16 protein-coding genes are annotated in these 23,773 nt (G+C 63.9%); 1 reads left to right on the forward strand and 15 read right to left on the reverse strand.

The window, feature by feature from the left end; all coding sequences use genetic code 11:
- Window positions 1-58: 58 nt before the first annotated feature.
- Window positions 59-1,255 (reverse strand): MFS transporter, encoded by a 1,197-nt coding sequence (locus tag ACFOKJ_RS00605; protein WP_390276041.1) that lies wholly within the window; start codon window positions 1,253-1,255, stop codon window positions 59-61.
- 156 nt (window positions 1,256-1,411) lie between these two features.
- Between ACFOKJ_RS00605 and ACFOKJ_RS00610 the strand changes: the two genes are divergently transcribed.
- Window positions 1,412-2,293, forward strand: coding sequence for a LysR family transcriptional regulator (locus ACFOKJ_RS00610; protein ID WP_390276042.1), 882 nt, complete (start codon window positions 1,412-1,414; stop codon window positions 2,291-2,293).
- Window positions 2,294-2,505: 212 nt separating this feature from the next.
- Here ACFOKJ_RS00610 and ACFOKJ_RS00615 read toward each other — a convergent pair whose 3' ends face one another.
- The 14 genes from ACFOKJ_RS00615 to tssB all read right to left on the reverse strand — a co-directional run bounded on the left by ACFOKJ_RS00615 (window position 2,506) and on the right by tssB (window position 23,444).
- On the reverse strand, window positions 2,506-2,982 hold the full coding sequence (locus tag ACFOKJ_RS00615; RefSeq protein ID WP_390276043.1) for an FKBP-type peptidyl-prolyl cis-trans isomerase: 477 nt from the start codon (window positions 2,980-2,982) through the stop codon (window positions 2,506-2,508).
- Between the two features lie 290 nt (window positions 2,983-3,272).
- Window positions 3,273-3,683, reverse strand: a complete 411-nt coding sequence (tssE, locus tag ACFOKJ_RS00620; protein ID WP_390276044.1) for a type VI secretion system baseplate subunit TssE — start codon at window positions 3,681-3,683, stop codon at window positions 3,273-3,275.
- A gap of 2 nt (window positions 3,684-3,685) precedes the next feature.
- Entirely contained in the window at window positions 3,686-4,219 is a 534-nt protein-coding gene (gene tssJ / locus ACFOKJ_RS00625) for a type VI secretion system lipoprotein TssJ (protein WP_390276045.1), read from the reverse strand.
- Window positions 4,220-4,246: 27 nt separating this feature from the next.
- Window positions 4,247-5,296, reverse strand: coding sequence for a type VI secretion system baseplate subunit TssG (gene tssG, locus ACFOKJ_RS00630; RefSeq protein WP_390276046.1), 1,050 nt, complete (start codon window positions 5,294-5,296; stop codon window positions 4,247-4,249).
- The gene (gene tssF / locus ACFOKJ_RS00635; protein WP_390276047.1) at window positions 5,293-7,074 is read right to left on the reverse strand and encodes a type VI secretion system baseplate subunit TssF; all 1,782 of its coding nucleotides are present in this window, start codon (window positions 7,072-7,074) and stop codon (window positions 5,293-5,295) included. Before tssF ends, tssG begins: the two co-directional genes overlap by 4 nt.
- Before the next feature lie 11 nt (window positions 7,075-7,085).
- The gene (gene tssA / locus ACFOKJ_RS00640; RefSeq protein ID WP_390276048.1) at window positions 7,086-8,678 is read right to left on the reverse strand and encodes a type VI secretion system protein TssA; all 1,593 of its coding nucleotides are present in this window, start codon (window positions 8,676-8,678) and stop codon (window positions 7,086-7,088) included.
- 3 nt (window positions 8,679-8,681) lie between these two features.
- Window positions 8,682-12,272, reverse strand: coding sequence for an ImcF-related family protein (locus ACFOKJ_RS00645; RefSeq protein ID WP_390276049.1), 3,591 nt, complete (start codon window positions 12,270-12,272; stop codon window positions 8,682-8,684).
- On the reverse strand, window positions 12,269-13,390 hold the full coding sequence (locus ACFOKJ_RS00650; protein ID WP_390276050.1) for a hypothetical protein: 1,122 nt from the start codon (window positions 13,388-13,390) through the stop codon (window positions 12,269-12,271). The genes ACFOKJ_RS00645 and ACFOKJ_RS00650 overlap by 4 nt, the downstream gene beginning before the upstream one ends.
- 80 nt (window positions 13,391-13,470) lie before the next feature.
- Window positions 13,471-13,731, reverse strand: a complete 261-nt coding sequence (locus tag ACFOKJ_RS00655; RefSeq protein ID WP_390276051.1) for a PAAR domain-containing protein — start codon at window positions 13,729-13,731, stop codon at window positions 13,471-13,473.
- 39 nt (window positions 13,732-13,770) lie between these two features.
- The gene (locus tag ACFOKJ_RS00660; RefSeq protein WP_390276052.1) at window positions 13,771-15,240 is read right to left on the reverse strand and encodes a hypothetical protein; all 1,470 of its coding nucleotides are present in this window, start codon (window positions 15,238-15,240) and stop codon (window positions 13,771-13,773) included.
- Window positions 15,237-18,458 (reverse strand): hypothetical protein, encoded by a 3,222-nt coding sequence (locus tag ACFOKJ_RS00665; protein WP_390276053.1) that lies wholly within the window; start codon window positions 18,456-18,458, stop codon window positions 15,237-15,239. Before ACFOKJ_RS00665 ends, ACFOKJ_RS00660 begins: the two co-directional genes overlap by 4 nt.
- Window positions 18,459-18,476: 18 nt before the next feature.
- Window positions 18,477-21,227 (reverse strand): type VI secretion system Vgr family protein, encoded by a 2,751-nt coding sequence (locus ACFOKJ_RS00670; RefSeq protein WP_390276054.1) that lies wholly within the window; start codon window positions 21,225-21,227, stop codon window positions 18,477-18,479.
- Between the two features lie 158 nt (window positions 21,228-21,385).
- Entirely contained in the window at window positions 21,386-22,921 is a 1,536-nt protein-coding gene (gene tssC / locus ACFOKJ_RS00675) for a type VI secretion system contractile sheath large subunit (RefSeq protein ID WP_390276055.1), read from the reverse strand.
- Between the two features lie 19 nt (window positions 22,922-22,940).
- Entirely contained in the window at window positions 22,941-23,444 is a 504-nt protein-coding gene (tssB, locus tag ACFOKJ_RS00680) for a type VI secretion system contractile sheath small subunit (protein ID WP_390276056.1), read from the reverse strand.
- Window positions 23,445-23,773: the final 329 nt, after the last annotated feature.

Raw genomic sequence — 23,773 nt, forward strand, 5'->3', positions numbered from 1 at the left:
CGAGCATATCGCCAACAGACTGCTGCAAGTCTGATGGACCCGACGATATCCTGGCAATCTAGGAGTGAATCACTTCCTTAACTGCCTTCTGGTCGCCGACATCAAGCTGTAACTTTTTCTCTTCGAGTTTGATGTGCATCCCGAGGCCGGTCAGCAACAACGCCACGACCGCCATCATCAGATAACTGCCTTGCAGCGAGCCGGTGCTGTCGCGGATGAGCCCTGTCAACAGGTTACCCAGGGTACCGCCCAGGCCGAACGTCACCATGCAGAATCCGCCGATCTGCATGGTCGCGGTTGACGAGTAGTGTCGGTTGACCCAGCCGGCCACAATGCCCCACATCGGGAAATACATCAGGCCATAACCGAAACTCGCGATCAGCGCGAAGTTCGCAGGGTTGTAGGCGAAGGCCAGTAGCCCAGATGCGAAACAGGCGAAAATCAGCAGCAAAGCACTGGCGTGCCCTTTTCTGTCGGCCAGCTTGCCGATCAAAAAACCGGCGATCATGCCGGTGAAGCCGACAATCGACCAGCAGTACCCCCCGAGGGAGCTTGGCAGATCTAGTTCCTCCAGGTAGCTGTTGAGCCAGTTCGAAAACGGCATGGTGCTGAACCCCACCAGAAAGCAGATCAGGCAGGCGAGCAGTGCCGTTCGCTCGGTGAGGATGGTGCGCAATAGTTTCGAGGCCGGAATCGCGGCGGCGCTACTATCCGCACTGTCCGGTACCGGCGCTTTCAGTCCATGCAGCATCCGCCATGTCCAGGCAACTACCAGCGTTCCCATCAGGCCAGCAACTATCCAGCTGCTTTGCCAACCCCATGCCGGCACGACCCAGAGCAGTAACTGACCGCTGAGGGCGTAGCCCCAGGCTGTGCCACTCGAAATACAGGAAAGATAGGTGGAACGCTTATGCGGCTGGGCGCAGCGGCTGACGATCTCGACGATTGCACCCCAGCTCATGGCGGCGCTGGTGGCAAGGCAGACCAGCGCCACAATCATCGCCAACGGGTTCTGCAGCTGCGACATGGTAAACAGCATCAGTGTCGATACCGTACCGGTTGCCAGCGCCAGCGATGCGGTCTTCAGCCTATGCCCAACCAGGCCAAGCAGCATCGCCCCGCCAAGGTAGGCAATCTGTGTCAGCGCACCGGCCAGTGCAACGTGCCAATGGCTGATGGCGATTGACTCACGCATCAGCGGCACAATCGCTGCAAACAGGAACAGGCCAAAGCCATGACTGATCACCTGATTCATTCCAAACACTATCGCCATGTGCATGCAAAACTCCTCGTATCCGCTCCGAACAGGGCTTATGCATTCCTGTTGCCGCCCGGTAACGTTAGGCCCTTGCCATCGTTCAGTAAATCAATAAATATTGATAGCTGCGTTCAATTACCTTGAATTCTGGACATGGCAGATATCCCGATACCCCTGTTGCGTACCTTTGTCGTTGTTGCCGAGACACTTAATCTCACCACGGCGGCGAGCCAGCTGCACCGGGCACCCTCCACCATCAGCATGCAGCTGAGCCGGCTTGAGGCAATCGTAACGGCGCAATTGCTGGAACGCGGCCAGTACGGTGTCCGGCTGACGGCCGCCGGTGAGCAGCTCCGCACGCAAGCGCATCAACTGCTGAGCATGCATGACCGCATTCTCGGTGCATTTCAGAACGCCGATATCAGCGGCAAGGTACGTCTTGGCACTCACGATCTCTATGCCACCCGAGCGCTGACCCCGCTGCTTGAGGCTTATATGCTCTGGTACCCAGAGGCTTGGCTGGAGGTGACTTGTGACCACCGCCCCCACTATCTCGCCTCTCTAGTCGAGGAAGGCAAGCTGGATCTGGCATTGGTAGAGATGCCGGCAGTGTCGGACGGCGGCCAACGTCTCTGCCGCGACCAGCTGGTCTGGGTGCGGGCAGAGGCCCATCCCGTCCACCAGCAGGACCCTATGCCGCTGGTGCTCTTTCCGGAAGGCTGCTACTACCGGGAGATGGCTACCCAGGCGCTGCAGTTGAGTGGCAGACCATATCGTGTCGCTTTTACCAGCCATAGCCGTGGCGGGGTTCTTGCAGCAGTGAAGGCCGGCATTGGCGTAGGTATTACGCCGCGAACGACTATCGAGGACGGCCTGGTGATCATCGGCGAGGGGCTTCCCCCGCTACCCCAGACCGACACCACCATATTCGTAGCAGACAATGTCAATGAAGCCACTGCGCGGCTGGCGCAGACGATAGCGAACAGCCCGCTGTTCCAGCCTAACAGTCGAAACGTCCCGAACGGATCAGAGTAACGGCAGGGCCTGAAATACGGTGTACAAGCTCGCGGTAAAAGTGATGGATCGCTGCTGGCTCAGGGCCAGGAGTGATGCGTTAAGGTCTTGACGTTGAGCTGATCGGTGGCGAGTGGGGCCGAGATGGATCAGCAATTCCCGACCGCAGGCGCAGTCCGGACAAAACAACGCCCTCCGCTTGGGAGGGCGCTGTAGGCATGGGGCGGAGAGGCTTAGTGCTGATGCCCGTGTTCGCCATGTACATGCTGGTGGGCGATTTCCTCGGCACTTGCCGCGCGTACGTCCACAACTTTGAGGGCGAAGCGCAGGGTTTTGCCGCACAGCGGGTGGTTGCCATCCAGTAATACGGTTGGGCCCTTGATCTTGGTAACAAAGTAGTAGCGCGGGTTGCCATCCGGGCCGATACGCTGGATCTGGCCGCCTACCTTGATGCCGGGCGGGAAATCGGCCTTGGGCATGGTGGTGACCAGGGCTTCGTCGCGTTCGCCGAAGGTATCTTCGGTAGCCAGTTCCAGCGTGGTTTGAAAGCCGGCTTCCTGACCTTCAAGTGCGGCTTCCAGTTTGGGGAACAGGTTGTCGTAATCGCCGTGCAGGTAGGACACAGGATTCTTGCCGTCGTCGTAAATCAGACCCTGGCTATCTGTGACTTTCATGCGCAGGGTGACGGCGGCGTTCTTGGTGATTTTCATGGCAGGCAGTGGCAGATAAATGAAAGCGAGGAGGTTCGCAGTTCAGTTGGGGAGTGTCAACTGGTGGGCGAGTTACCGCATTGGCGCCCGAAGTCAGCGGCTTGGACGGCCTGCTGCCCTTATCTGCGACGGCATATTGGCTAGTCGCTCTGGCACTCTGCCGCCACTCGTGCGGGCCTCTGGCCCCGGAGCCAGGCGCGGGCAGGGGCTGGCAGTGGAGTGGCGCGGAGTGGCCAGGCGGGGCCGCCTGACGTTGGCCGCATGGACGCGGTATCGCCAGCGCTATCTCCTCAGCGATAGCGCTTCAGTTGTACGCGGCCTTCCGGGGTGAACCAGGTGCCAAAGCGTACCAGCCCGGCTTCCTGCAGGTGGCATACCAGGGTGTAAGCCAGCGTGGCGGAGGCATCCACCGGCTGCAGCTCGATCTCGATGCTGCGGATGCGCGGCTCGTAGTGCAGCAGGGTGGCCTGGATGATGTCGCGCAGGCGGTGCGCACTGGCCGGCAGCTCGCGGTAGATCACGGAAAGATCCGGCAGGCCGTAGTCCGGCAGATGCGACAGGCTGCCGGCGCGGCTGTTGAGGATGCGCTGGATGTTGTCCATCACGCTGACGATGGTCTGGGTGCGCACATCGAAGGCATCCACCGGGCTGCCATCGGCAAAATGCCCGGTGAGCATTTCAAACAGCGAAGTGCCGCTCATGCTTATTTACCCTCGGCCGGCGGCTCGCGGCGGATGTGCTCGCGATCCACGTTCAGGCGCAGCGCCTGGTCGTCGGACAGGTCGTCACGCGGGATGATCACTCGCCAGTCTTTGGTCTTGTTCTCGGCGCGGAAGAACACCGCCACCGCCACCTGTTTGGTGGCCTTGTCCAGCGGCTCGTCCAGGCTCAGCGTGGCACCGGGGCGCAGCAGCAGGCCCTTGCTGCTGATCAGCTCGCCTTGCAGCACGGTTTCATCATCGGCCAGCAGCTGTTCATAGCTGGCTTTCTCCAGGCTGGCACTGCTCTTGAGCTGGTACAGCCGCACCACTACCGAGGCCGGCTGGTCTTTTTCGTCGCCATTCAGCGCGGCGCGTGCTACCAGGTCCAGCTTCAGGCGCAGGGTCTGGCTGAAGAAGATCGCCTTGGTGGTATTGACGGTGGCTTCCTTGATGGTTTGCATGGCGCCGCAGCCGGCCAGCAGCAACGGACACAGCAGCACGGCAAGTAGTCGGGTGCGGGAAGAGTGTTTGGGCATGGTCGAGGCTTTCTTGATTCAGGATGGTCAGGCAGCCAGGCCACGGTAGCGGCCAAGGCGGATGTCGATGGGGTGGCTGCCACGCGCGCGGCCAGCCATGGCGGTGAGCCCGAGCCGGCCCTGGCCCTGCCGCCCCAGGCGGGTGGCAGGCAGTTGCGCCGGGTCCAGCCGCAGCACCAGTTCGGCATCGAACTTGAAACCTAGATAGATACGCAGCATCGCCAGCAGGTCGGTGTGGTCGCATGCACCGGGCAGCAGTGCTTCCGGCGCGTTCTGTGGCTGGATCACTACCCGTACCGTGCTGTTGCGGTCGATCACGCTGCGGCCCAGTACCAGCTCGCCGGCGCGCAGGGCGGCGCTGCCGGTGGCGGCTACCGTGTCCAGCCGGTGGCGCACCGGGTGGCAGGGCTGCACCAGTACCCGCGCATCCGGCCGTACCTGGCGCACCATGGCGGCCAACCCTTCAGCGGTACGGGTACGTTGGCCGCCTTGCCCCAGCAGCGCCATGCAGCGCTCGGCCACGGCGGCCTGCTGCTCGTTGTGCTCGCCGATGCCCAGGCCAACCAGGCCCAGCAACGAACGCGAAACCTTGTCGCGGGCGCCGCTCTGGTAGCCCACCGGGTAGCGGTATTTGCTCCAGCTGCGGTAGTACAGCGTGGCGATGCGGTGGCTGAACAGGTCCAGGAAGCCCGCCAGTGCCTCGTGGCCATCGCGGCGGGTGGCCATGTGCTCCGGCACATGCCAGGGCATGCGCGCATCCACGCCGTACAGGCCGAGGAAGGTGGTGCGCACCACGGGTGGCGCCTGTGGCCGTTCCGGGTCCAGCTCCACCCGTGCCAGCTCGCAGCCGGGAAAGCCTAGCGACGGCAGCGGGCAGAAGCGCACCGGCTCCTGTGCCGGGCTGTCGCAGCTGCCCAGCGCTGCCTGTTGCGGGGTGGCGCGCTCCAGCAGCTGGCAGAACTGGTAGAAGTTGAACTGCGTCGCCTGGCGCAGGATGGCCGGCAGCAGGCCGCTACCGCTTATCGGCGGGTAGAGCGTGCGCCAGCTCTGGCGGCGCGGTGTCAGCGGCGCGTTCATAGCGACACCGCCGGCGAGCTGGTCGGCGCCCAGGAGAGGCGCTTGCCGGCCGGCTGGCACAGCAGCACCAACTGGGTGAACAGATTCATATCGGCATAGGCGGCAAAGAAACGCTGCAGCAGCTCGCCAAACAGGTCGATATCGCCATCGCCGGCAAAAAAGGCGCTGTCCAGGGTGACGGTGATCTCCACCCCGCGCAGCACGCAGCCGCCGACCATGCGCGACAGCGGGCGGTGGCTTACCGCCTGGATGCCCTGCAGGCGGCGGCGGTTCATCTCGTCATCGGTCCAGTCATACAGCGCCAGCGTGCCGCGCAGCACGTCGGCATCCAGCAGCGACAGATAATTGGGCGCCAGGTGCGATAGCACCCGCCAGTGGAAGCGGTCTTCCAGCGGCGGGTACACCGGCAGGGTGGGGGCGGTGACATTGCGCACCGCGGTAACGCAGGGGTAGCCCACCGCCATTTCCAGGATCTGCGATTCGCGCAGCGCCTTGCGCGGCAGCAGGCCGTTGCAGCCGGTAACGCGCAGCGACAGCGTTTCCGCCGGCAGCTCGCCCTGGCTATCCCACACCCGGCCGCCCAGCACCAGCCAGGTTTCGTGCAGGCCGGAAGCGCCGCGTTGCACCCGGCTGTGGTAGTAACGCTCCGGCGCATCGTGGCGCAGCATGCCGCCACGGTGGCGGAAGTGGCTGAACGGCGTGTACTCGTGGCGGCTGCTGTCGCCATGCTCGAACGACTGCACCGCATCCACCGACCATGTCTCCACCTGGCCGCTTTCGTGCAGCACCGGTACCACGCGGTATTCCGGCTCGCGGTGATCCACCCGTATCGGCTCCGCTTCCAGCTCGAACAGGTTGATGGCCGGCGTGCAGTGCAGGCGGATGTTGCTGGCGTCGAATGGCATGTCCGCCGGGTAGCGGCTATCCAGCACCACGTCCACTTCCAGCCAGTCGGCGGCAGTGGGTACGCGGGCGATGTCCAGGCCGCACAGATCGAGGAACATGAACTTGTCGCGGAAGGTGAAGTATTCCAGCAGCAACTGGTAGCCGCCAAAAGCGTTGTCGGCCTTGGGCCATAGCCGCTCGCTGCTGTCGAAGCCGGCGGTTTCGATATGCATGCCGGCGGATAGCGCCGCCACCGCCAACTCGTCGCTGGCGCCGGGGGCGCGTACCTCGATGCGATGCACCTGCCGCGTCAGTGCCAGCCGCAGCGCGGAGGCCACCGGGGTATCGGCATGCAGGAACAGGCGGATGCGCGAGAAATCCATCTGCTCGCGCTTGCCCTGCGCCTCCAGCCCGAAGCGCAGCCGTATTGCCGAACGGCCATCGTTGCGCAGCACCGCGCCGGCTTCGCGCAGGTGCAGCGGCAGTAGCGGCACCGGCTGGGTGGTGCGGTACAGGCAGCGCACCTGCTGCGGCCCCACCGGCGTGCCGCGCAGCACCAGCCCCGGCGGCACCGCCTCGCCGTGCTGCAGCGCGTCCATCTGCGGCTGCAGCTCCACCACGGTAAGCGAGGGGATCATGCGCAGGTAATGCGGCCACAGCAGGCTCATCAGCCCTTCGGTCAGCTCCGGCAGGTCGTCGTCCAGCTTTTGCCGCAGCCGGCCGGTAAGAAAGGCAAAGCCTTCGAACAGCCGCTCCACGAAAGGGTCGCGGTCGCCGACGCGGTCCAGGTTGAGCAGCGCCGCCCGGTCCGGGTGGGCCTGGGCGAACTCGCGACCAGCCTCGCGCAGGTAGCGCATTTCGGCTTCGTAATATTTCAGGGTCAGATCATCCATGTTTGCTCCCCTCAGCTGCTTGCCTGGCCCAGCAGCAGCGCGCGTACCGGGTCGATGCTGGCCAGCGCGCCCAGCAGCGCATCGATGCGCGTCTGCAGTGCGGGTTTGTCCACGTCCTTGCGCTGTGCGCGCTGGCGCCAGATGCGCAGCTGCCGCTCCTTGATGTCGAATACCAGTGCCGGCTCCCAGTCCTGCAGGCGGAAATGCCCGGCCTCGGCATCCAGTTGCGCCAGCAGGTGCAGCGCCATGTCGCTGCGGCCATGCTGCTCCGCCAACTGGGCCAATAGCAGCCGCTGGCGAAAGCGCTGGCGGGCGCCGGGCTGCGGCGGCAGGGTTTCCACCCAGGCAAACGCCGCTTCCAGCCCCTTGTCCAGCGCCAGTTCCACGGCCTGCCGCTCTGCTGTCTGCCAGTCGCTGTCGCTGCTGCCGGGTGGCGGCGCTAGCGCCGGCTCACCTGCATCCAGGTCGCGGATTACCGCATGGCGGGCGATCCATTCCAGCGTGGCATCCTCGGCAAACGGGGTGCCGTCGCTGAAGCTCAGCCGTTCGATGCCGGCCAGCCGGTCGCGCATCTGGGCAAAGTCAGTGAGCAGAATGTCCTGGCTGATGGCGTACTCCGGCCCGCTATGGCCCTGCGCCTGCCAGGCGTAGCACTGCAGGTCCAGCCAGAAGTGGTTGGCGCCCTCGACAAAGGCCAGCTCCACCCGCTCCAGCAGCTCGTGCCACTGCTGCTGTAAGGCAAGCCGGCGCAGGTGCTGCTGCAGTTCCGGCCGTGGTGGCGGCAGCCTGGTGCGGCCCTGGGCATCGGCCGGCGGCGGGCTGCTTACCGTATCCCAGCGGATGCAGCGCAGCAGCCGGTAGGCGGGCAGGTAGCCGCTGCTCTGGCGGCGCAGGTACACCGCCATCTCGCGGGCACGCTCCAGCAGCTCGCTGCTGGATGCCACCTCGCCGTGGCGGCCAACGGCGGGCAGTGCATCGCCGGCGTTGGCCGCAGCCTGCACCGGTGCCGCCCGGTGCTCGCCGGCTTCGCCCATGGCCTCGAAGCGACCCAGCAGCGGCTGCAGATCGGGCCGCTGCGCGGCATCCCAGTCACCCACCCGCTGGCCGATCAACGCCAGTGCGGCGCAGGCGCGCTGCAGGTCTTCATCGCTGCTGTTATGCGTGCCGAGGAAGGCATCGAAGCGTTCGCCGTTCAGCCATTCCAGTGCCGCCTTGCGGCTTTCGGCGCGTAGCGGCAGCACGCTGTGCGGGTAGCGCTCCAGCAAGGCGGCCAACAGCTCCAGGCCGTCGGCGAAGCCGCGCAGGCCATCGGTGCGCAGCCGGGCGTAGGCATAGTAGGCGGCCGGGCGCAGGTCCTTGCACACATTGCGCAGCAGGCGTTCGCTGGCGGCCAGGATCAAGGCGTCGTTGAGGCCGCCCAGTTTGGCGACTTCTTCGCGTAGCGCCTGGAAGTCGTCTTCGTAGGCCGGGTCGATGCCTACCGGGTTGTCGCCGGGAATCGGCGCCACCCACTCGCGCCAGCGTTCCAGCCGCGAGCGCGCCAGGCTGGCCGGATCATTGCCGCCAAACAGCGACTTCAGAAAGGTGGGCAACAGATTGCTCATGGCTTAGGGCCTCGTGGTGGGGGCGGTTGCCGCCGCTGGTTTGGCGGCGGGCTTGCTTGTCTTGCTGGTGTTGGCCGCAGCCGGTTTTGGTACCTGCTGCGCCAGCCCGCCGGTATCGAACACCCGCGCCGGCAGTTTGAAGTGATCCAGCTGCAGCAGCGCCAGCGGGCCGCTGCCGGCCTGGGTGCGCAGCGTGTAGCGCAGCTGCGCGCCGTCATCCAGCGGCCAGACGAGGCGCCAGTCGCTGTTGTTCAGCCGCTCGGCCTTGGCTTTGGCCAGCAGGCGGATGAAGCCCCACGGGCCGGGGTAGTCCTGCTGTTTGCGCAGGCCGCTGTCCAGCGATTCCCACAGCAGGGTGCCGCCGGCTTTCAGCGGCTCGCCTGGCCAGGCCAGGTTCTGCCATACCGGGCGCTGATTGAAGTAGCGCACGCTCTGGCCGTCCAGCTGCAGCTGGCTGTCGGTGACCTTGGGGTGGCCCAGCGCCATCAGGCTGAAGCGGGTCTTGAGATCGCCCTCGGCATACAGCTGCCCGGCCAGCCAGGCCAGCTTGTTCAGGCTGTTGAGGAAGTCCACGTCGAAGCGCAGCGCCTGCGCGTACAGCGGGTTCGGCACCCACTGGTCGCCCTGTTTCTGCAGGATGCCGGCCAGCTCGTTGCCGGCGAAGCGCTGGATATTGCCCTGCGGGCCGATGAAACGCGCCAGCTCGGCCAGGCTGGCGTCGCTGTCGCTGTCGTTGAACGGGTAGCGGCCGGCGAAGCTGCTGTTGAACGGCCGCACCACGCGGGCATCCCACAGGCTGTTGAGGCTGGCGGCGGCCGGGCGCATCAGCGTGCGCCAGCCCTGGTCCAGCGGCTCCAGCAACAGGTTCTGCCCCATGCCGGCCCAGGCGCTGCCCAGGCTGGCGGCCACCAGCTGCGCGTAGTCGCGGGCGTCCACCAGCTCGCTGGCGCGGCCCTGGAACAGGTTCTGCGCCAGCTGGCGCGCGTAGGCGTCCGGGTCGGCGGCGGCGTTGACCTGGTCCAGCTTCAGGCGGGTGGCACTGGCGCGGTCGAGGTAGCGCTGCAGGCTCAGGCTGTCAGCAGGGGTGGCCGCAGCTTTGCCACCGCTGTCGGCCGCGCCTTCGATACTGCCGGCCAGGCGCAGCAGCGGGCCGAAGGCCTCGGCCAGCGGTGCTGCGGCGGCTTTGGGCTGGGTTGCCTGCGCCGCCGGGTCGGCATCGTCGCTGTTGAACACGTTCTTGGCCTTGTCCACCAGCGAATCCGCCAGGCTGCGCTGCTGTGCACCAGCCTGCGCCTGCCACACGATGGTCTGCATCAGGCCGGCCAGCGGCGACTGCTGGGCATCGGCATATATCCGCAGCTGCTCGGCACTGGCCGACAGGTTGGCCGCAGGCTGCCACTGGATGCGGTTCAGATAGCCCTGCCAGGCATGGGCGAAGTCGGCAAAGTAGCGGCGCTGCAGCGCGGCGGCGATATCGGCCGGCTTGTCACTGCTCTTGATCGCCTGCTGGCCCAGCACCCAGTCGCCATTGCTGGCCGTCTGTTGCGACAGGCGGCTGATCGCCTCCTTCACAAAGCCATCGTAGGCCTGGCGGGTGTAGACGCCGGGCAGGTTGCCTGCTACTCGCCACAGCCCGCGCGGATCGCGGCCGCCGGTCAGCGTGGCCAGCGGCAGATCGGGGAAGCGGGCGCGGCTGTCGGCCAGCAGCTGGCGGTACAGCGTATCGGAGGCCTGCTCCACGTCGATCAGCCCGGACAGCGTCTGGCGCGAGGCCTGCAGCAGCGCGGCATTACCGGGCAATGCCCACGCCGGATGCTGCGCCAGATGCGCGGCATAGAAGCGTGCCACCTGTTGCAGCCGGTCCGGCGACTGCTGGCGCCAGGCAATGGCGCCGCCTGCGGCCAACCGTGGCGCCAGGAAACCTGCATCGGCATGCGCCGGTTGCACCAGCATCAGCCAGGCTTTCAGCGCCTCGTAACCCTGCTGACTGATAGCGGCGGTGGTGCTTGCGGCGGGAGTGGAGAGTGGGGAGTAGGGAGTGGGGGACGTGGTACCGACTTGCACTGTGCCAACGGCCTCAGCACTTGTCGTAGTGCTGGGAGTATTGGCCATCGAGAGCGGCGCGATCAGCCCGCTGCCATCCAGCGGTACCGCGCTCAATGCCTGCAACTGCAGCGCCAGCTGTGCCTGCACCGGCGCCGCCAACCACTGCCGCGCCGCCGCGCCATACGGCGCCCAGGCGCTGGCCAGCAGGTCGTCGTCGCGGTTCATGCCGATCCGCAGCAACCACGGCGCACCACGCTGCTGATGCGCCTCCAGCACTGCGATATCCTGCTGCACCGCCACCAGTGCGGCCAACCCGGCCTCCGGCGTGCGCGCCGCCTGCAGCGTGGCAAGGTTGCCGTGCAGCTGGCGCACGAACGCGCGGTTGGCCTGGTAGGACAGAACTATCCACACGGCGGTAACCGCCGCCAGCAGGAGCACGCTCCAGCACAGCCAGAACTTCAGCCCCGGCCGGGTGCGGCGCGCATAGCTGTGACGGAACTGCCGCAGCCAGGCGGCAGGCAGTTGTACATTCAGCGCGCTGTCCAGTGCCGACTGCGGGGCGGCGCGCGTCGCATCGGGAGCTGAGCGTGGGGGGTCAAACCCGGCCGCAATGCCGGCGCCGGCTCCCGCCCACACCGGCGCCGGGCAGAACCACATTCCCACCAGATACTGCTGGCGGTGCAGGCGCTGCCCCAGCCGCTCGCAACCGGCGGCCAGCGCCGCGCCCTGGCGCTGCAGCCATTGCGACAAGGCGGCATCGAAATGCCACGCCAGGCCACCGGCCATCGCCGTCACGCCGGATGCTGCCAATGGCGCCTCCAGCTGGTTGAACAGGGCCAGGGTAATTTCGGCGCGGTTGGCCTGCTCGCGCCAGCTCAGCAGAATCGGCGGCGCCGCCTCCGGCCGCTGGCCGCTGACCTGTGCCGGGCTCAGCAGCAACTGCACCGGCAAGGCCACGCCACACTCTGCGGCCAACCCTGCCAGCGCCGCGCCACCATCTGGCGCCGAGCTGTGACTGACGAGCACAATGCCATCCGCCGGCTGCCGCCACCGCCCACGCAGCCGCGCCCAGCCACCGTCGGGCGGCGTGGCGCCACTCCAGACCAGCACCGCCTGCCGCGCATCCAGCCAGCCCTGCTCGATCAGCCACGGGAAATGCGCCCGCACCAGCGCCTCGTCGCCGGCCACCAGCAACCATAGCTTGCGCCGGCGCTGCCACCAGGTGTGCTGGGCGGCGAGGTGGCGCTGCAGGGCGGGGTGCCAGGCGGGGGACGTGGGGGGGTGATCCTTTTGCGTGCCGTTTGTGCTGAAATCTTCTGGCGGCTTTGCCTGTAAAAAAGGCAACAGCAATTTTTTGACGAAACCATTACTTACCGCGCGGACAAGCGGGATGATCAGCAACGCAGCCAGGGCTGCCATGGCCACTACGCGCCATGGCCCGGAAAGATGCATTGCGTCAGTAAAGTGCATGGCATTGCCGCCTAGCAGCGAATAAAAGCTGATAGCAATGCCGAAGATGGCCGCAACAACAAGGATGATATTCATCATGGGTAAGATTCACTGGAGGAAAAGGCAGTAATCCTGACCAGCGTCTGGCTGGCCTCGTTCTTTACTGCACATAACGCGGTGGTGTCGGTGTTGATGCTGGCCGCTTCAGCTGCCAGTGCCAGGCAAGTCCACTCCCGGAGTGGGCCGAGCTTGCCAAGCAGGGTATCCAGTAGCAATGGTGGTTGTTGAGCAGTGTTTTGCCCGGCAATGTCAGCAAACCGCGCTAACAATTCCCCTTGCTGCTGCGAAGAGTAGCCTGTGATCCACCACTGGCTGTTGCCTGGCATGCCGTGTTGATGCAGTAACCAGGTCGCCATATCGTCTTGGCCACCATCTGTTGCAATTTGCATTGGCCGGTACAAGCGGGCGATGGGTTGTGGGCTTATTTCTGGCCGCATGTACTCTGGTACCAGCAACAGGGCTACACCACACTCGGTGAATGCGGCTTCGCTTTGGGCATCGTGTAGCTGAGTGACAAGAACCAGCAGACAGTTTTTCTCTGTGCCGTCCAGCCACTGTGCAATGCTGGCTGCCGGGTTGTGAGGCGTAGGTGCTGTTTTACCGCTTAGCCAGTGATTGCTGAGCGCCAGCAACCGAGTTTGCACCAGATGGCTGTTGTCGCTCGCTTGCGTACCCACTATTCCCAGGCTGGCGATATCAAATAGCTGAGTGGGTACCCCCATCAACCCTTCTCCCACGGCAATGATCAATTGGTCGATGAGTTGCTGTTCGCGAGCTGATACTGCGGCCCCCGGATCAATACTCTGCAATGGTCGGCAACTGTCAGGGCGGGCGGTAAGCGGGCCAGAGGGGTGTTCGGCCGGCTGCATCAGTCGCTCGGCAACATACTCATCCGGCAGCATCACGGCGCTTGCCAGTATGGTGCCGCTGCGTTTTGCCCAACCAGACCACTGCCCCAGTATTTCTGCATTGCTGGCGTTATAAAGCTGCACGGCTTTGCTGGCGCGCTGCAGCAGATAGCGCTGGGTACCGAACAGCAGCAACCATAGCCAGAGCGGAAACAAGGGCGCAGGAACCCAGGCAGACAAGCTCAGGATTGACTGTCCGGCAGGCAACAACAATAGCGCCAGACCAGCACAACACAGCAAGCTCAGCACGAACAAGCTGCTCCAAAGTGCAATGCGGATTGGCGCAGGTGCTGGTACCACTGGAGGGGTCACAAAAGGCCAGGCCATGCTTACTCGCCAAAGCCATTGCTGCTGGCAAGCAGCATGCAGCCGCAGCCAGCCCGGAAGCCATGCAGGGCTACCTGGCGGTTTTCGGAAAGGAAGTGGCCATCTCCCGGCAAGATGGGGCTGATGCTGTGGCCTTCCTTCGGGCAGGACACCAAGTCGCCTACCAATGCGGCTGGTAGATTGTCGATCAGTATCGTTGAACTGGCAGTGATCACCCGCCCACCGTGGTCGGTGCTGTCGTTGAGTCGAATAACGCCTCGCATGCAAGCTCCTCCTAAGAAATAGAAAACATAGCCCCCCGGTTACTGCTGCGCGGGTGGCTGCCCCCCATAAAACCCCGCCGGTGGCTGTCCCTCGCCGTAACCCTGCTGCAGCGCCTGTATCTCCGGCAGAGCCGGCCAGGTTGGCCGCAGACGGATGCTGCGCAATATCTCCTCCAGCCGCGGCAGGCTGTGGGCGAAGGGGGACGGGTCTACCTTGAGTGCGCGCCTGGGCTCGGTTTCGTCGTTGTTTTCGTGCGGCACCTGGTCCTGGTGCAGGGTCTTCAGCTCCACCGACAGCCAGGGCAGGGCCTGCGAACCGGGTACTCCGCCGGTGCCGGTGTACAGCCGGTATACCTCGAAAGTGCCGCGCGCCTTGCGCTGGGCGACTACCCGCTTGCTGTGCGGGCTGCCGTCCAGATAGTTTTTGCTATCCCAGTAGCGCCACGGGGTGAGCGCGCCGACGGTGCCGCCCTGGCTGGCCGGGCGCGGCCCCAGCATGGCGCTGCGCGGGCCGATATGCTGCAGCGGCTGGTAGGCACCGGGGTCGCGGGTATCGCTGGGCGACAGGGTGGCCATGCGCAGGCTGTCCGTCAGCGGGGTATTGCCATCGTCACCGCCGTCCCCCTTGGGCAGCACGCCGGTGTCAATGCGGTACACCACGCCGGGCGCGTCGGCATAGCGCAGGTCGGCGGTGGCGGTATAGGCCAGCTCGCCGTTGTCGGCGATCAGGCCGTAGGGCACGCAGATGCCGGGGGTGGTGGGAATCTGGTACGGCGCGCGCGGCTGCAGGCGGCGGGCCATGTCGCGCAGGCCGTCGATCTGCCAGCCGCGCTCTTCCGGGGTGAGATCGTCCCAGCTGCGGCCATAGGTAAACTTGTACAGATAGGGCTGGCGATAGACATAGGCGGCGTTCTGGTAGCCCAGGCTGTCCGGTGTGTCCAGCGGGAAGCTGTAGTCGGTGTCGGCAGTGGCGAGCCGCCGGCGTGCATTATCCAGCTCCCGCTGATAGTAGTTAACCAATGTGGGGTCGGTATTGCTGGTCTGTTCGGCGGTGAGCTCCGCAATTGCCTGTGTCATGTATTTGACGATGCGGCGCTTGTCGCCTTCGACATGATTCACCGCGCTGAGAAAAGCCGCCTTGCCGGGGTCGTGGATCACTTCCAGCTTGATCCTTGCCAGCCACAGTTCGGTAATCACATTGTCTTGCAGGGTGGTGTCGGTGCCTTCACCATCGGGGATGGCATAGTCGGCATAGTCATGGCCGGGAGGGCCATCGCCTACCTTGAAAACGAGGCCATTGGATGCATGCAATGGCCAGATCAGCTGATCGCGGACGCTGAACACGTAGCGGCCCAGGCATTCCTGGCGGGTGGCGCCAGGGGCGGCATAGCTGGCGGCGGCCAGCTGGCGCAGTGCCTGCTGCTGCGTGTCCGGCGGTGGCTGGTCGGCGTGGCTGCAGGCGGCCAGCAGTGCCAGCAGCAGCGCTGCGCGTGGTGGCGGTTTCATCATGCCTGGTTCTCCTCGCTGTGACTGGCCAGGGCGCTGGCCGTGCCGGTATCGGCCGGGGTGTCGGTCTCGGCCAGCAGGGTGGTGTTGAGGCCGGAGAAGGCGTTTTCCCCGGCGGTCCAGGTCCAGGGCAGCGCGACGATGAAGCCCTCCAGCCCGCTGGGGGCGCTGGCGGGGGCACGGCTTATGGCCTTGGCGGGGGCGCTTGCCGGCTGGCGCAGCTCCCAGCTGCACAGTGGCTCATCGGGTGCTGGCGGGCGCCAGAACAGCGGCTGGAACGGCATGGCGCTGCGCAGCCAGCCGGGTTCGGCCAAGGGGTCGCCCGGCTGTTGCGGAGTGAGTCTCTTGCCAGGCTGCCAGGTTGGCCAGATGGAGGAGGCCAGCTTGACGGTGAACTCGTGTTGATCTTTCTCACTTGGTGCAGGCGGGGCTTTGGGTACGTAAGCGAAGGCTGCAGCATAGGCTTGCGCATTGTTGAAGGCCCGTTTCTGGATCGCCTGCCAGGTAGCCTTGGCGGCTGGTTGATCCAGCAGTGTCGCGTCCTGCAGGCCGAACAGTTGCTGCCATAGCTGCTTGCGCAGCGCCTGTATGCTGCTGCCGACCGATTGCAGCTGCTGGCCATCCAGCCTGGCCTGGCTGCTGGCAGTATCGCGGATCAGCAGTGCCAGCTCGGAGTCGCGGCCGCCTTCCAGGCTGCGGTCGTTGATATTGGCCGAGCCCAGCAGCATGGCGCGGTCGTCGGCGATCAACAGCTTGCTGTGCACGTAGATCTGCTCGGTCACCGGGGTGGGCTTGCCATCCGGCCCGGCCAGGGTGTCCCAGTGGCGCAGGTTGAGCAGGGTCAGGTATTGCTGCCAATCATTTGGCGCATTGCTGGCCAACTCGGCTGTTGACATGGTGGGCAACTTCTTTTTTTGGTCTGGCGTGCCATTTTTCTCCAGCCAGGCGCGTCGAATCTGGTTGACCAGGCTTGCGCTGCCGAATACCAGGCTCTGCATGGTGAGGTGTACCTGGCTCATCACTATCAAATCATTCAGCGGCCCTTCCGGATGCAGCGGCAGCAGCAGGTAGACGTGAAATGGCTGTTGATCCAGGATGGCGCTGCGGATCCGTGCCGCCAGTGCCTGCGCCACCGGGTTGTACAGCGCAGTCTGCTGCTTGCCCAGGGCCTGGGTCGCCTGCACCGTGGCGAAGTTGGCCAGGTTGGTGTTGAGGTCGTGCAGGAAGGCCTGGTCTTTGCCGATGAGCTTGCTGAGGCGCGGCAGCATGCCCCAGTGGATCTGGCGCAGTATCTGCTCTGGCGTGGTGTTCTGCCGTTTGATGCCCAGTGCCGTGGCATAGCGCTGAAAGGCGGGGGAGCAGCGCGGGTCGCGCAGGGCACCCATGGGCTGGCCATCCCAAGGGCGGGTGCTCTGCTGCGCATTGTGCTGCGAGTCGGTGCCAAAGGCGGACTGAAAGAACTGCCCCTCAATATAGAGAAAGTGCTGGGCGCTGCCGATGAGCTGGAGCATGGCGCGCAGGCAGTCGCGCTGCGCGGCGGTGGGCTGGGTGGTGCCTGGCGTGCCTTTGGCTTCATCGCTGCGCATCTGCTTAGGCGCGCTGCGTAGCACTTGTACCCACAGGCTGCCGTTGCCGGCTGGGACAGTCTCGGGCAGCGGCAATTTGGGCAGGGTCTGTACCGATAGCGTGGACAGCGGGGGCATGTCGCCAGCCTTGGTTTTGAACAGGGCTTGCAGCACGCTGTTGATGCCACGGGTGAGCTCGTCGCTCAGTTGCAGTTGGCGGTCTTTGTAGCGCTGGTGCAGCCCGTTCCAGCGCAGCACGAAATTGCGTGCCAGCTCGGTTGCCGCCGGGCCTTGCAACTTGGCGTGCACATCGTGCCAGGGCATTCTGGGCTGACGTGCCGGGTCGTGTGCCATGCCGCTGTGTGGGGCGCAGCGGCGCAGTTTTGCCGGGTCGAGCAGCGCGGCTAGCGGGGCGCTGCGGGTTTTGTGCGTCAGCGTGGCCAGGCTGGTGCAGGCTGCCAGTACCAGTGCTTCCACGGCACCGGCGGCATTGTTGTATAGCGCGGGCGGCAGGTCGTCTAGATTGTTGCCGCGCAGCCAGCCCAGCAACCAGCCCAGCGTGCTGGCATTTTGCGGATCCAGCCCCTGCAGGGTCTGGCGCACGCTTGCCGGCAGGCGTTGCCAGGCTTCAGTTGCCAGCCAGTTGATGGCCTCGCTGCCGGCTTGTTCGATGCGATTGCGTATGCTGTCTGGTACAAGGGCATCCAGTGCCGCGTCTTGCATGGCCAGTATGCCGTCCCCCATGCGGCTGGCTTGCGCCATGATGGCGTCCAGTGCCGCGCTGGCCCCGTCTTTGGTCTGGTTCCAGACTTGGATTTCCGAGGGGGAGGCCCACCACACCGGATCCAGCCAGCCGGGCAGGACTTCGTCACTGCCACTGCTGGCCCATAACAGCTCGCCAAGCGATATGTAGCGAGCCATGTCCTGGTTGTTAAGCGTGTTGATGCGTGGCACGCAGGGGTTGTAGAACTCATTGCCATGGCGACCGGCAGCCTGCAAGGAGAAATTGGTATCGTCGCGCCGACCATAGGCCAGATCCATGCCGCCGGCAAAGGCGGTGTGGTTATCGACAACCACCAGTTTTTGGTGATGGGAAAACCCCAGTGTGCCGAGTGGGGCGGGCAGGTCGCTCTGGCCGATGGCGGGCATGGTCCAGGCGCGCGGTGCCTTCAGGCCGGCATTCAGATGGTTGAGGATCAGTACTGTTTCCAGCAAGCCAACCTGAAAGGCGAGCGGCGGCGGTGCCAGCCAGGGCATGACATATATCTTGAGCTTGGGCTGGGCATGCAAGGCCCGGTGAAGCAACTGGAACAGGGTAGTGCCCTTGCTATCCATGCTGACGTCGGCATTGATTTGCCAGCCGGCAATGAAAATGCTGCTTTTGGCGGCGGCAATCGCCTTGGCTACCGCACTGAAATAGCTGACGCCATCAGAGAAGAAGTCCGCCTGATTGCCCTTGCTGGGCGGCGAGAATGGTGGTGGTGTTTGGGAGGTGCCATGCGTGTCGAGGTACTTTTCCAGTATGCCGCCCTCGGGAATGCGCATGCGGGGAAAGCTGTCCGCCATGCCTGGGCCGTGCAAAAACCAGCCAGGGATGGCCGCACTGTCGCTGGGGCCGCTAGGGCTGTGGATCTGGGTGGTTTGTCGCTTTGCCATAATGCTGCTCCGAAACGTTCAGCGCTTTAGCGCCTGGTAGAGTTGCGCGGCACGGGTAGAGAAGGCGTCCTGCGCGAAGCCGGTCTCCGGCTGCAGCGCATCGCCCCCCTGGCTTTCCGGCATATCTGCCACCACGCCACTGGCGTTGAGTGCGCGCTGCAGCTTGTCTTCATCCGTCCAGTTTTCTTGCTCGATTTCCACGTTGAGCCGAGAGCTCTGCCCTGGATACAGCAGCCAGGTATGCATGGGGTGCTGGCAGTATTTTTCCGACAGCAGCGCTTTCTGTTGTTTGTTGAGCTGGATGCGACCCTCTGCATCGCTGATGCCTTCGGCCAGTACATGCTCGGCAGCCACATCCATGGATTGCGGCTCCGGCCCGTAAACGATCTTCCATGGGGTATTCGCCAGCGCATGGCCATCCGGCCCAGGCGAGTCCGCCAGGCGTAGGCGGAAATCCAGTTTTTGCGGCGATAGTTCAGACTTGGGCAAGTTGGGCAACTGGGCGCTTTTGGCTTGAGGGGGACATTTCTGCAGGCTGATGGCGTGGCACAGGATGTTGTCTGGCGTGCCCAGGTGTACCTGACCGTCTTTCAACTGGATCCAGGCGCCGCCGCAGCTAAGCAGTAGTTCATCCTTGGCGGTGATCACTACCTTGTTTTCGGTGCTGGTAATGGTCAACTGTTGGCGTGCGGTCAGCTCCAGCGCATCGTTCTGGGCCTGCACTTGCACCTTGCCCTTGTTGGCCAGCAGCTTGATGCCGGCCTGATGGGCAAACAGGCTGATCGCCTGGCCGGCGGCGACGGTGAATTTCTTCCACACGCCATAGTTGGCATGCCCTTTGGCGGTGCATATCAGGTTGCCATCCGTGCTGTGCTGCACGCTGCCCCCTGCGGTTATCGCTACGCCAGATGGGGCGGAGAGCAGAATGGCGCTTTCCTGCAGTGCTTTGATTTTTTGCTGCAGCAGTTCGTTCTGGGTTTGCAAGTCTGCCAGCTCTGCCTGAGCGGTTTTGGCCAGTTCATTGAGCTGCTGCATCTGTTGTGCGGCGCCTTGCAGGCGTTGCTCCGCCTGGCTCATATCAAGCGACTTACCAAGTGCTTTTTCCTGGGCTTCAGCCGAAATAAAAATCCCCTTGCCCGCCCGCAGCGCCCCCCAGTGATCGCTACGCAGCTCGAAGCCTTCGCCGCGCGGCTGGCGCTGGGCGTCCACCAGGTGGCCGAGGTTGAGCTGGGTTTTGCCGTATTCGGTGGACAGCTTGATGTGCTGCTGATTGTCCTTGTCCTCCAGCCGGATCTTGTTGTTGCTGGGGGTGCGGATCACATTGCGGGTGTGGTTCTTGTTGGTGACCAGATCCGGCTTGGTCTGGTCGTGCAGCGAGGTCAGCAGGTAGGGGCGGTCGATGTCGCCGCCCTGGAACGCCACCTGCACCTCGGTGCCGTCGATCAGCGGGAAGTGGAAGCCGTAGGTATCGCCGGCATACGGTCGTGCCAGGCGCATCAGCCGGCTGCTGCCGGCCGGCGGCCACTGGCCGTTGCGTGCCTGCTGGTCGAACAGGTATTGCACCCGGTACAGGCCGTGTTCATTGAGGTAGGCGTTGGTGTAGCGGCTGGGGCTGGTGATGCGCGCCGGGATGGTGCCGCTGATGGTGGGCTTGGGCGTGGTCTGTGGCAGCCGGTAGATGCGCTCGGCGGGAATGGCGCTGAACTCGCTCAGCCAGGCGGCATTGCGCGCCGCGCGGTGGCGCACCTGGGTGATGACCCAGCCGAACTCAGCCTGTGGGTCCGGCGTGCCATCGGTGCGGAAGATCTGCGCCGGGGCGAAGGCCAGCACGTTGGCCGCACCGCTGGCCACCACCTGGCGGGCGAGGTTGATCTCCTGCTGCAGCCGCGCCGCCTCCAGCCCCTGCTGCGGGTCTTTCTGGTGCGTGCCCCAGCGGTAATCGCTGCCGATCAGCCCGCCCTGTTTGGGATTGGCCAGCTTGCTGCCCCGCAGATCGGCACCGCCGCTCGTGCGGTAGTTGTAATCCAGCCGCTGGATATTGCCGGTGACCGGCGTGGCGGTGACGCGCAAGCTGTGCACCGCCTCCTGCTGGCCGCTCTCCAGCCCGGCATCCGGGCGGTACAGCGCCACCTGCTGCGCTGGCAGGTAGTGGCTCTGGTCATCGGCGAACACCACCACCTCGTGGTCGTCCTGCTGGGTGAAGTAATAGAACAAGCCGGCGGCTTCGCAGCAGCGCTGCAGGAATGCCAAACCCGTCTCGTTCCAGCGGGTGATGTGTTCCAGCAACGGGTAAGAGTGCGTGGTGCGGATCTGGAAATCCTGGCCGGCGAGGCCGATGTCCTCGCGCAGCAGCTGATTGATCAGCGCCGGAATGTCCAGGTTCTGGTACAGCTTGCTGTCGGTGACATCCGCCAGCCGCGCCAGCCGTGGCGCCAACTCCAGCTGGTACACCGATTCCTCCACGCTGCTGCTGAGCCGCGTCGCCTGGCGAATCACCCCGGCCCAGGCGCGCACCGGCGCGCGGGTGGCCTCGGCGAAGGGCATGCCATCGGCCAGCGCAGCTTCATTGACCGGGCTGACGGTAAAGCGGGCGGGGCGGTCGAGCAGGGCGAGCAGATCGAGTGGGGAACGGCAGGTGACGGTGAGGGTGAGGCGGTAGGGTTGGCCGATGGCCTCGGTGATATCGAGCGTGCGCACCGACAGCGCCAGCGGCAGGCCACCCGGCCCCTTCACGCCTGGAATGGACAGGTGATATGCCTGGATGGCCATGGTGATTCCTCCGCGAAAAACGAATGGTCACCTCGGAAAATCCCAGCTTTCGTCGCGATACTGCGTTGCTCGCTTAGAAATCCGGGTTTTCCGAGGCGCCCTAGTGAAATGCACCGGGCAGCCTATGCCGCCCGGTGCCTGACTACCGGTTGTTACGCTTAGTTTTTGGCCTTGGGCATTTGCGAAACCAGCGACAGGTTGATGTCCAGCCCTTCGATCTGGAAGTGCGGCACCACGAACAGCTTCACGCGGAAGAAGCCCGGGTTGTCCTCGATGTCTTCCACGGTGACGCGGGCTTCGCGCAGCGGGTGCGAGGCCTGCAGTTCGTCACTGGGGTCGGTCATCTCGGTAACCAGGTTCTTGATCCAGTTGTTCAGCTCCAGCTCCAGCACGCGGCGGTCCTTGGTGGTGCCGATGTTTTCGCGCTGGATCAGCTTCAGGTAGTGCGCCAGCCGCGACAGCAGGAAGATGTACGGCAGGCGCGCGTTGATGCGGCTGTTGGCGGTGGCCTGCTTGGTTTCATACAGCGCCGGCTTTTGCGCCGAGTTGGCGGAGAAGAAGCAGGCGTAGTCGCGGTTCTTGTAGAACGACAGCGGCGAGAAACCCAGGTTGGCAAACTCGAATTCGCGGGTTTCCGGAATCAGCACCTCGGTGGGGATCTTCACCTGGTTGCCGGTACCCAGGTCGTACAGGTGGATCGGCAGGTCTTCCACCAGGCCACCGGCCTGCGGGCCGCGAATCTGTACGCACCAGCCGTTCTTGATGAAGCTGCGCACCATGTTGGCCGCAAAGGCGAACGAGGCATTGGCCCACAGGTAGCGGTTGTGGTCCGGGCCTTTTACCTGTTCCACGTAGTTGAAGGCGCGCACCGGAGTGGTGTCCGGGCCATAGGGCAGGCGAGCCAGGAAGCGGGGCAGGGTCAGGCCGATATAGCGGGCGTCGTCGCTGTCACGGAAGCTCTTCCACTTGATGTATTCGGCGCGGTCGAAGTAGTTGGCAATGTCCTGGATGGCGGCGACTTCTTCCATCGAATCCTTGCCGAAGAAGGCGGCGCCCACCGAGCCGATGAACGGCATGTGCGCGGCGGCGGAAACCTTGGACAGGTTGCGCAGCAGCGCGATGTCTTGCGGGCTGCGGTCGAACTCGTAATTGGAGATGATGGCGCCGATCGGCTCGCCGCCGGGGGTGTCGTATTCCTGGATATAGGTGTGGCGGTACAGCCCGCTCTGGATCACTTCCGGGGTGTCTTCAAAATCCTGGCGCAGCGCATCCTTGGCCACGTCCAGAATCTCGATCTTCACGTTTTTGCGGAAATCGGTGCGGTTCACCAGGAACTGCAGGCCGCGCCAGGCGCTTTCGATCTGCTGGAAGGTCTCATGGTGCATCACCGCATCCAGCTGGCGGCTGATCTGCTCGTCCAGCGCGGCGATGTGGAAGTCGAGCAGGCTCTTGTCCAGGCGATCCACCTGCTGCGCGGAGCCCTGCACCATCTTCAGGAACACATTCACCGCTACCGCGATGCGTTCATCCAGCGAGGATTCGGACAATGCCTCGCTGTTCTGGAAAGTTTCGAATGGCCGGGCATGGCTTACCGGGCTGAGGTTGATGCGGTTACACAGCGATTCATAGACGCTGGAAGGGTTGTCCAGCACCTGCGCGCTGCTCGGCTCTGCCGGTTGGGTAGAAGTATTCATGATCAGGGTTCTCCAGTGCTCAGGCCTCATGGTCCACGGGGGCAATGCGTTCCAGCTCGGTGCGCAGGTTGTCGGTAAGGGCGGGGTCTTTCAGGATTTTTTCCAGTTCGCGGCGGAACGAGGCGTTATCCAGCAGGTTGGATTTCAGGTCGCGCAGCAGATTGCGCATTGCCAGCAGTGCGGAAAGCTGCGGAATGCGACGTGCCACCTCTTCCGGGCTGAAATCCTTCATCGATTTAAAATCCAGGTCTACCGGTAATTCCGAACCGTCGCCGGCCAGTACGTTTTCCACGGCAATCCGGGCTTTGGGATTCAGCTCCGCCAATACGGCATTAAAGTTGTTTTTATTGATAGAGACCTTGGGTCGCTCGGCCACGATACGCGTATCCTGCCCCTGGCTGAAATCACCCATTACCACCAGTTTCAGTGGTAATTCCACTTTCTTCTGTGCGCCGCCGGTATGCAGGTCAAGCTTGATATTGACCCGTGCTGGCGGGACTTCATTCTGGAAACTTTCAGCCATGGCTACCTGACTCCTGAAATGCCTGTTTTTGCGAATCGGTATTATCTGAATACCGCTAGGAAAACAGGTGTATTGATAAATACATCTCGACCATCAACTAAGAATAAATATTTATCAAAATGAAGCGTCGCCAATTGAAGCTGAATTGACGATTGCCATTTCGATTTGGCGGATATTACAATTCGTCCATGACGCTGGCAATATCATTTGACTGTGATGAAGTTTGATTCGGCGCTCATTAATTAATCCGCGAAATAATTGGCATCAGAAAATGCCTAAATATATTTGGCTCAGTAAAAACTAAATTGAAATTATTGCGAGCGGCTTTT

Origin of the sequence: Vogesella amnigena, from assembly GCF_042648905.1 — a bacterium.
Lineage (GTDB): Bacteria > Pseudomonadota > Gammaproteobacteria > Burkholderiales > Chromobacteriaceae > Vogesella > Vogesella amnigena.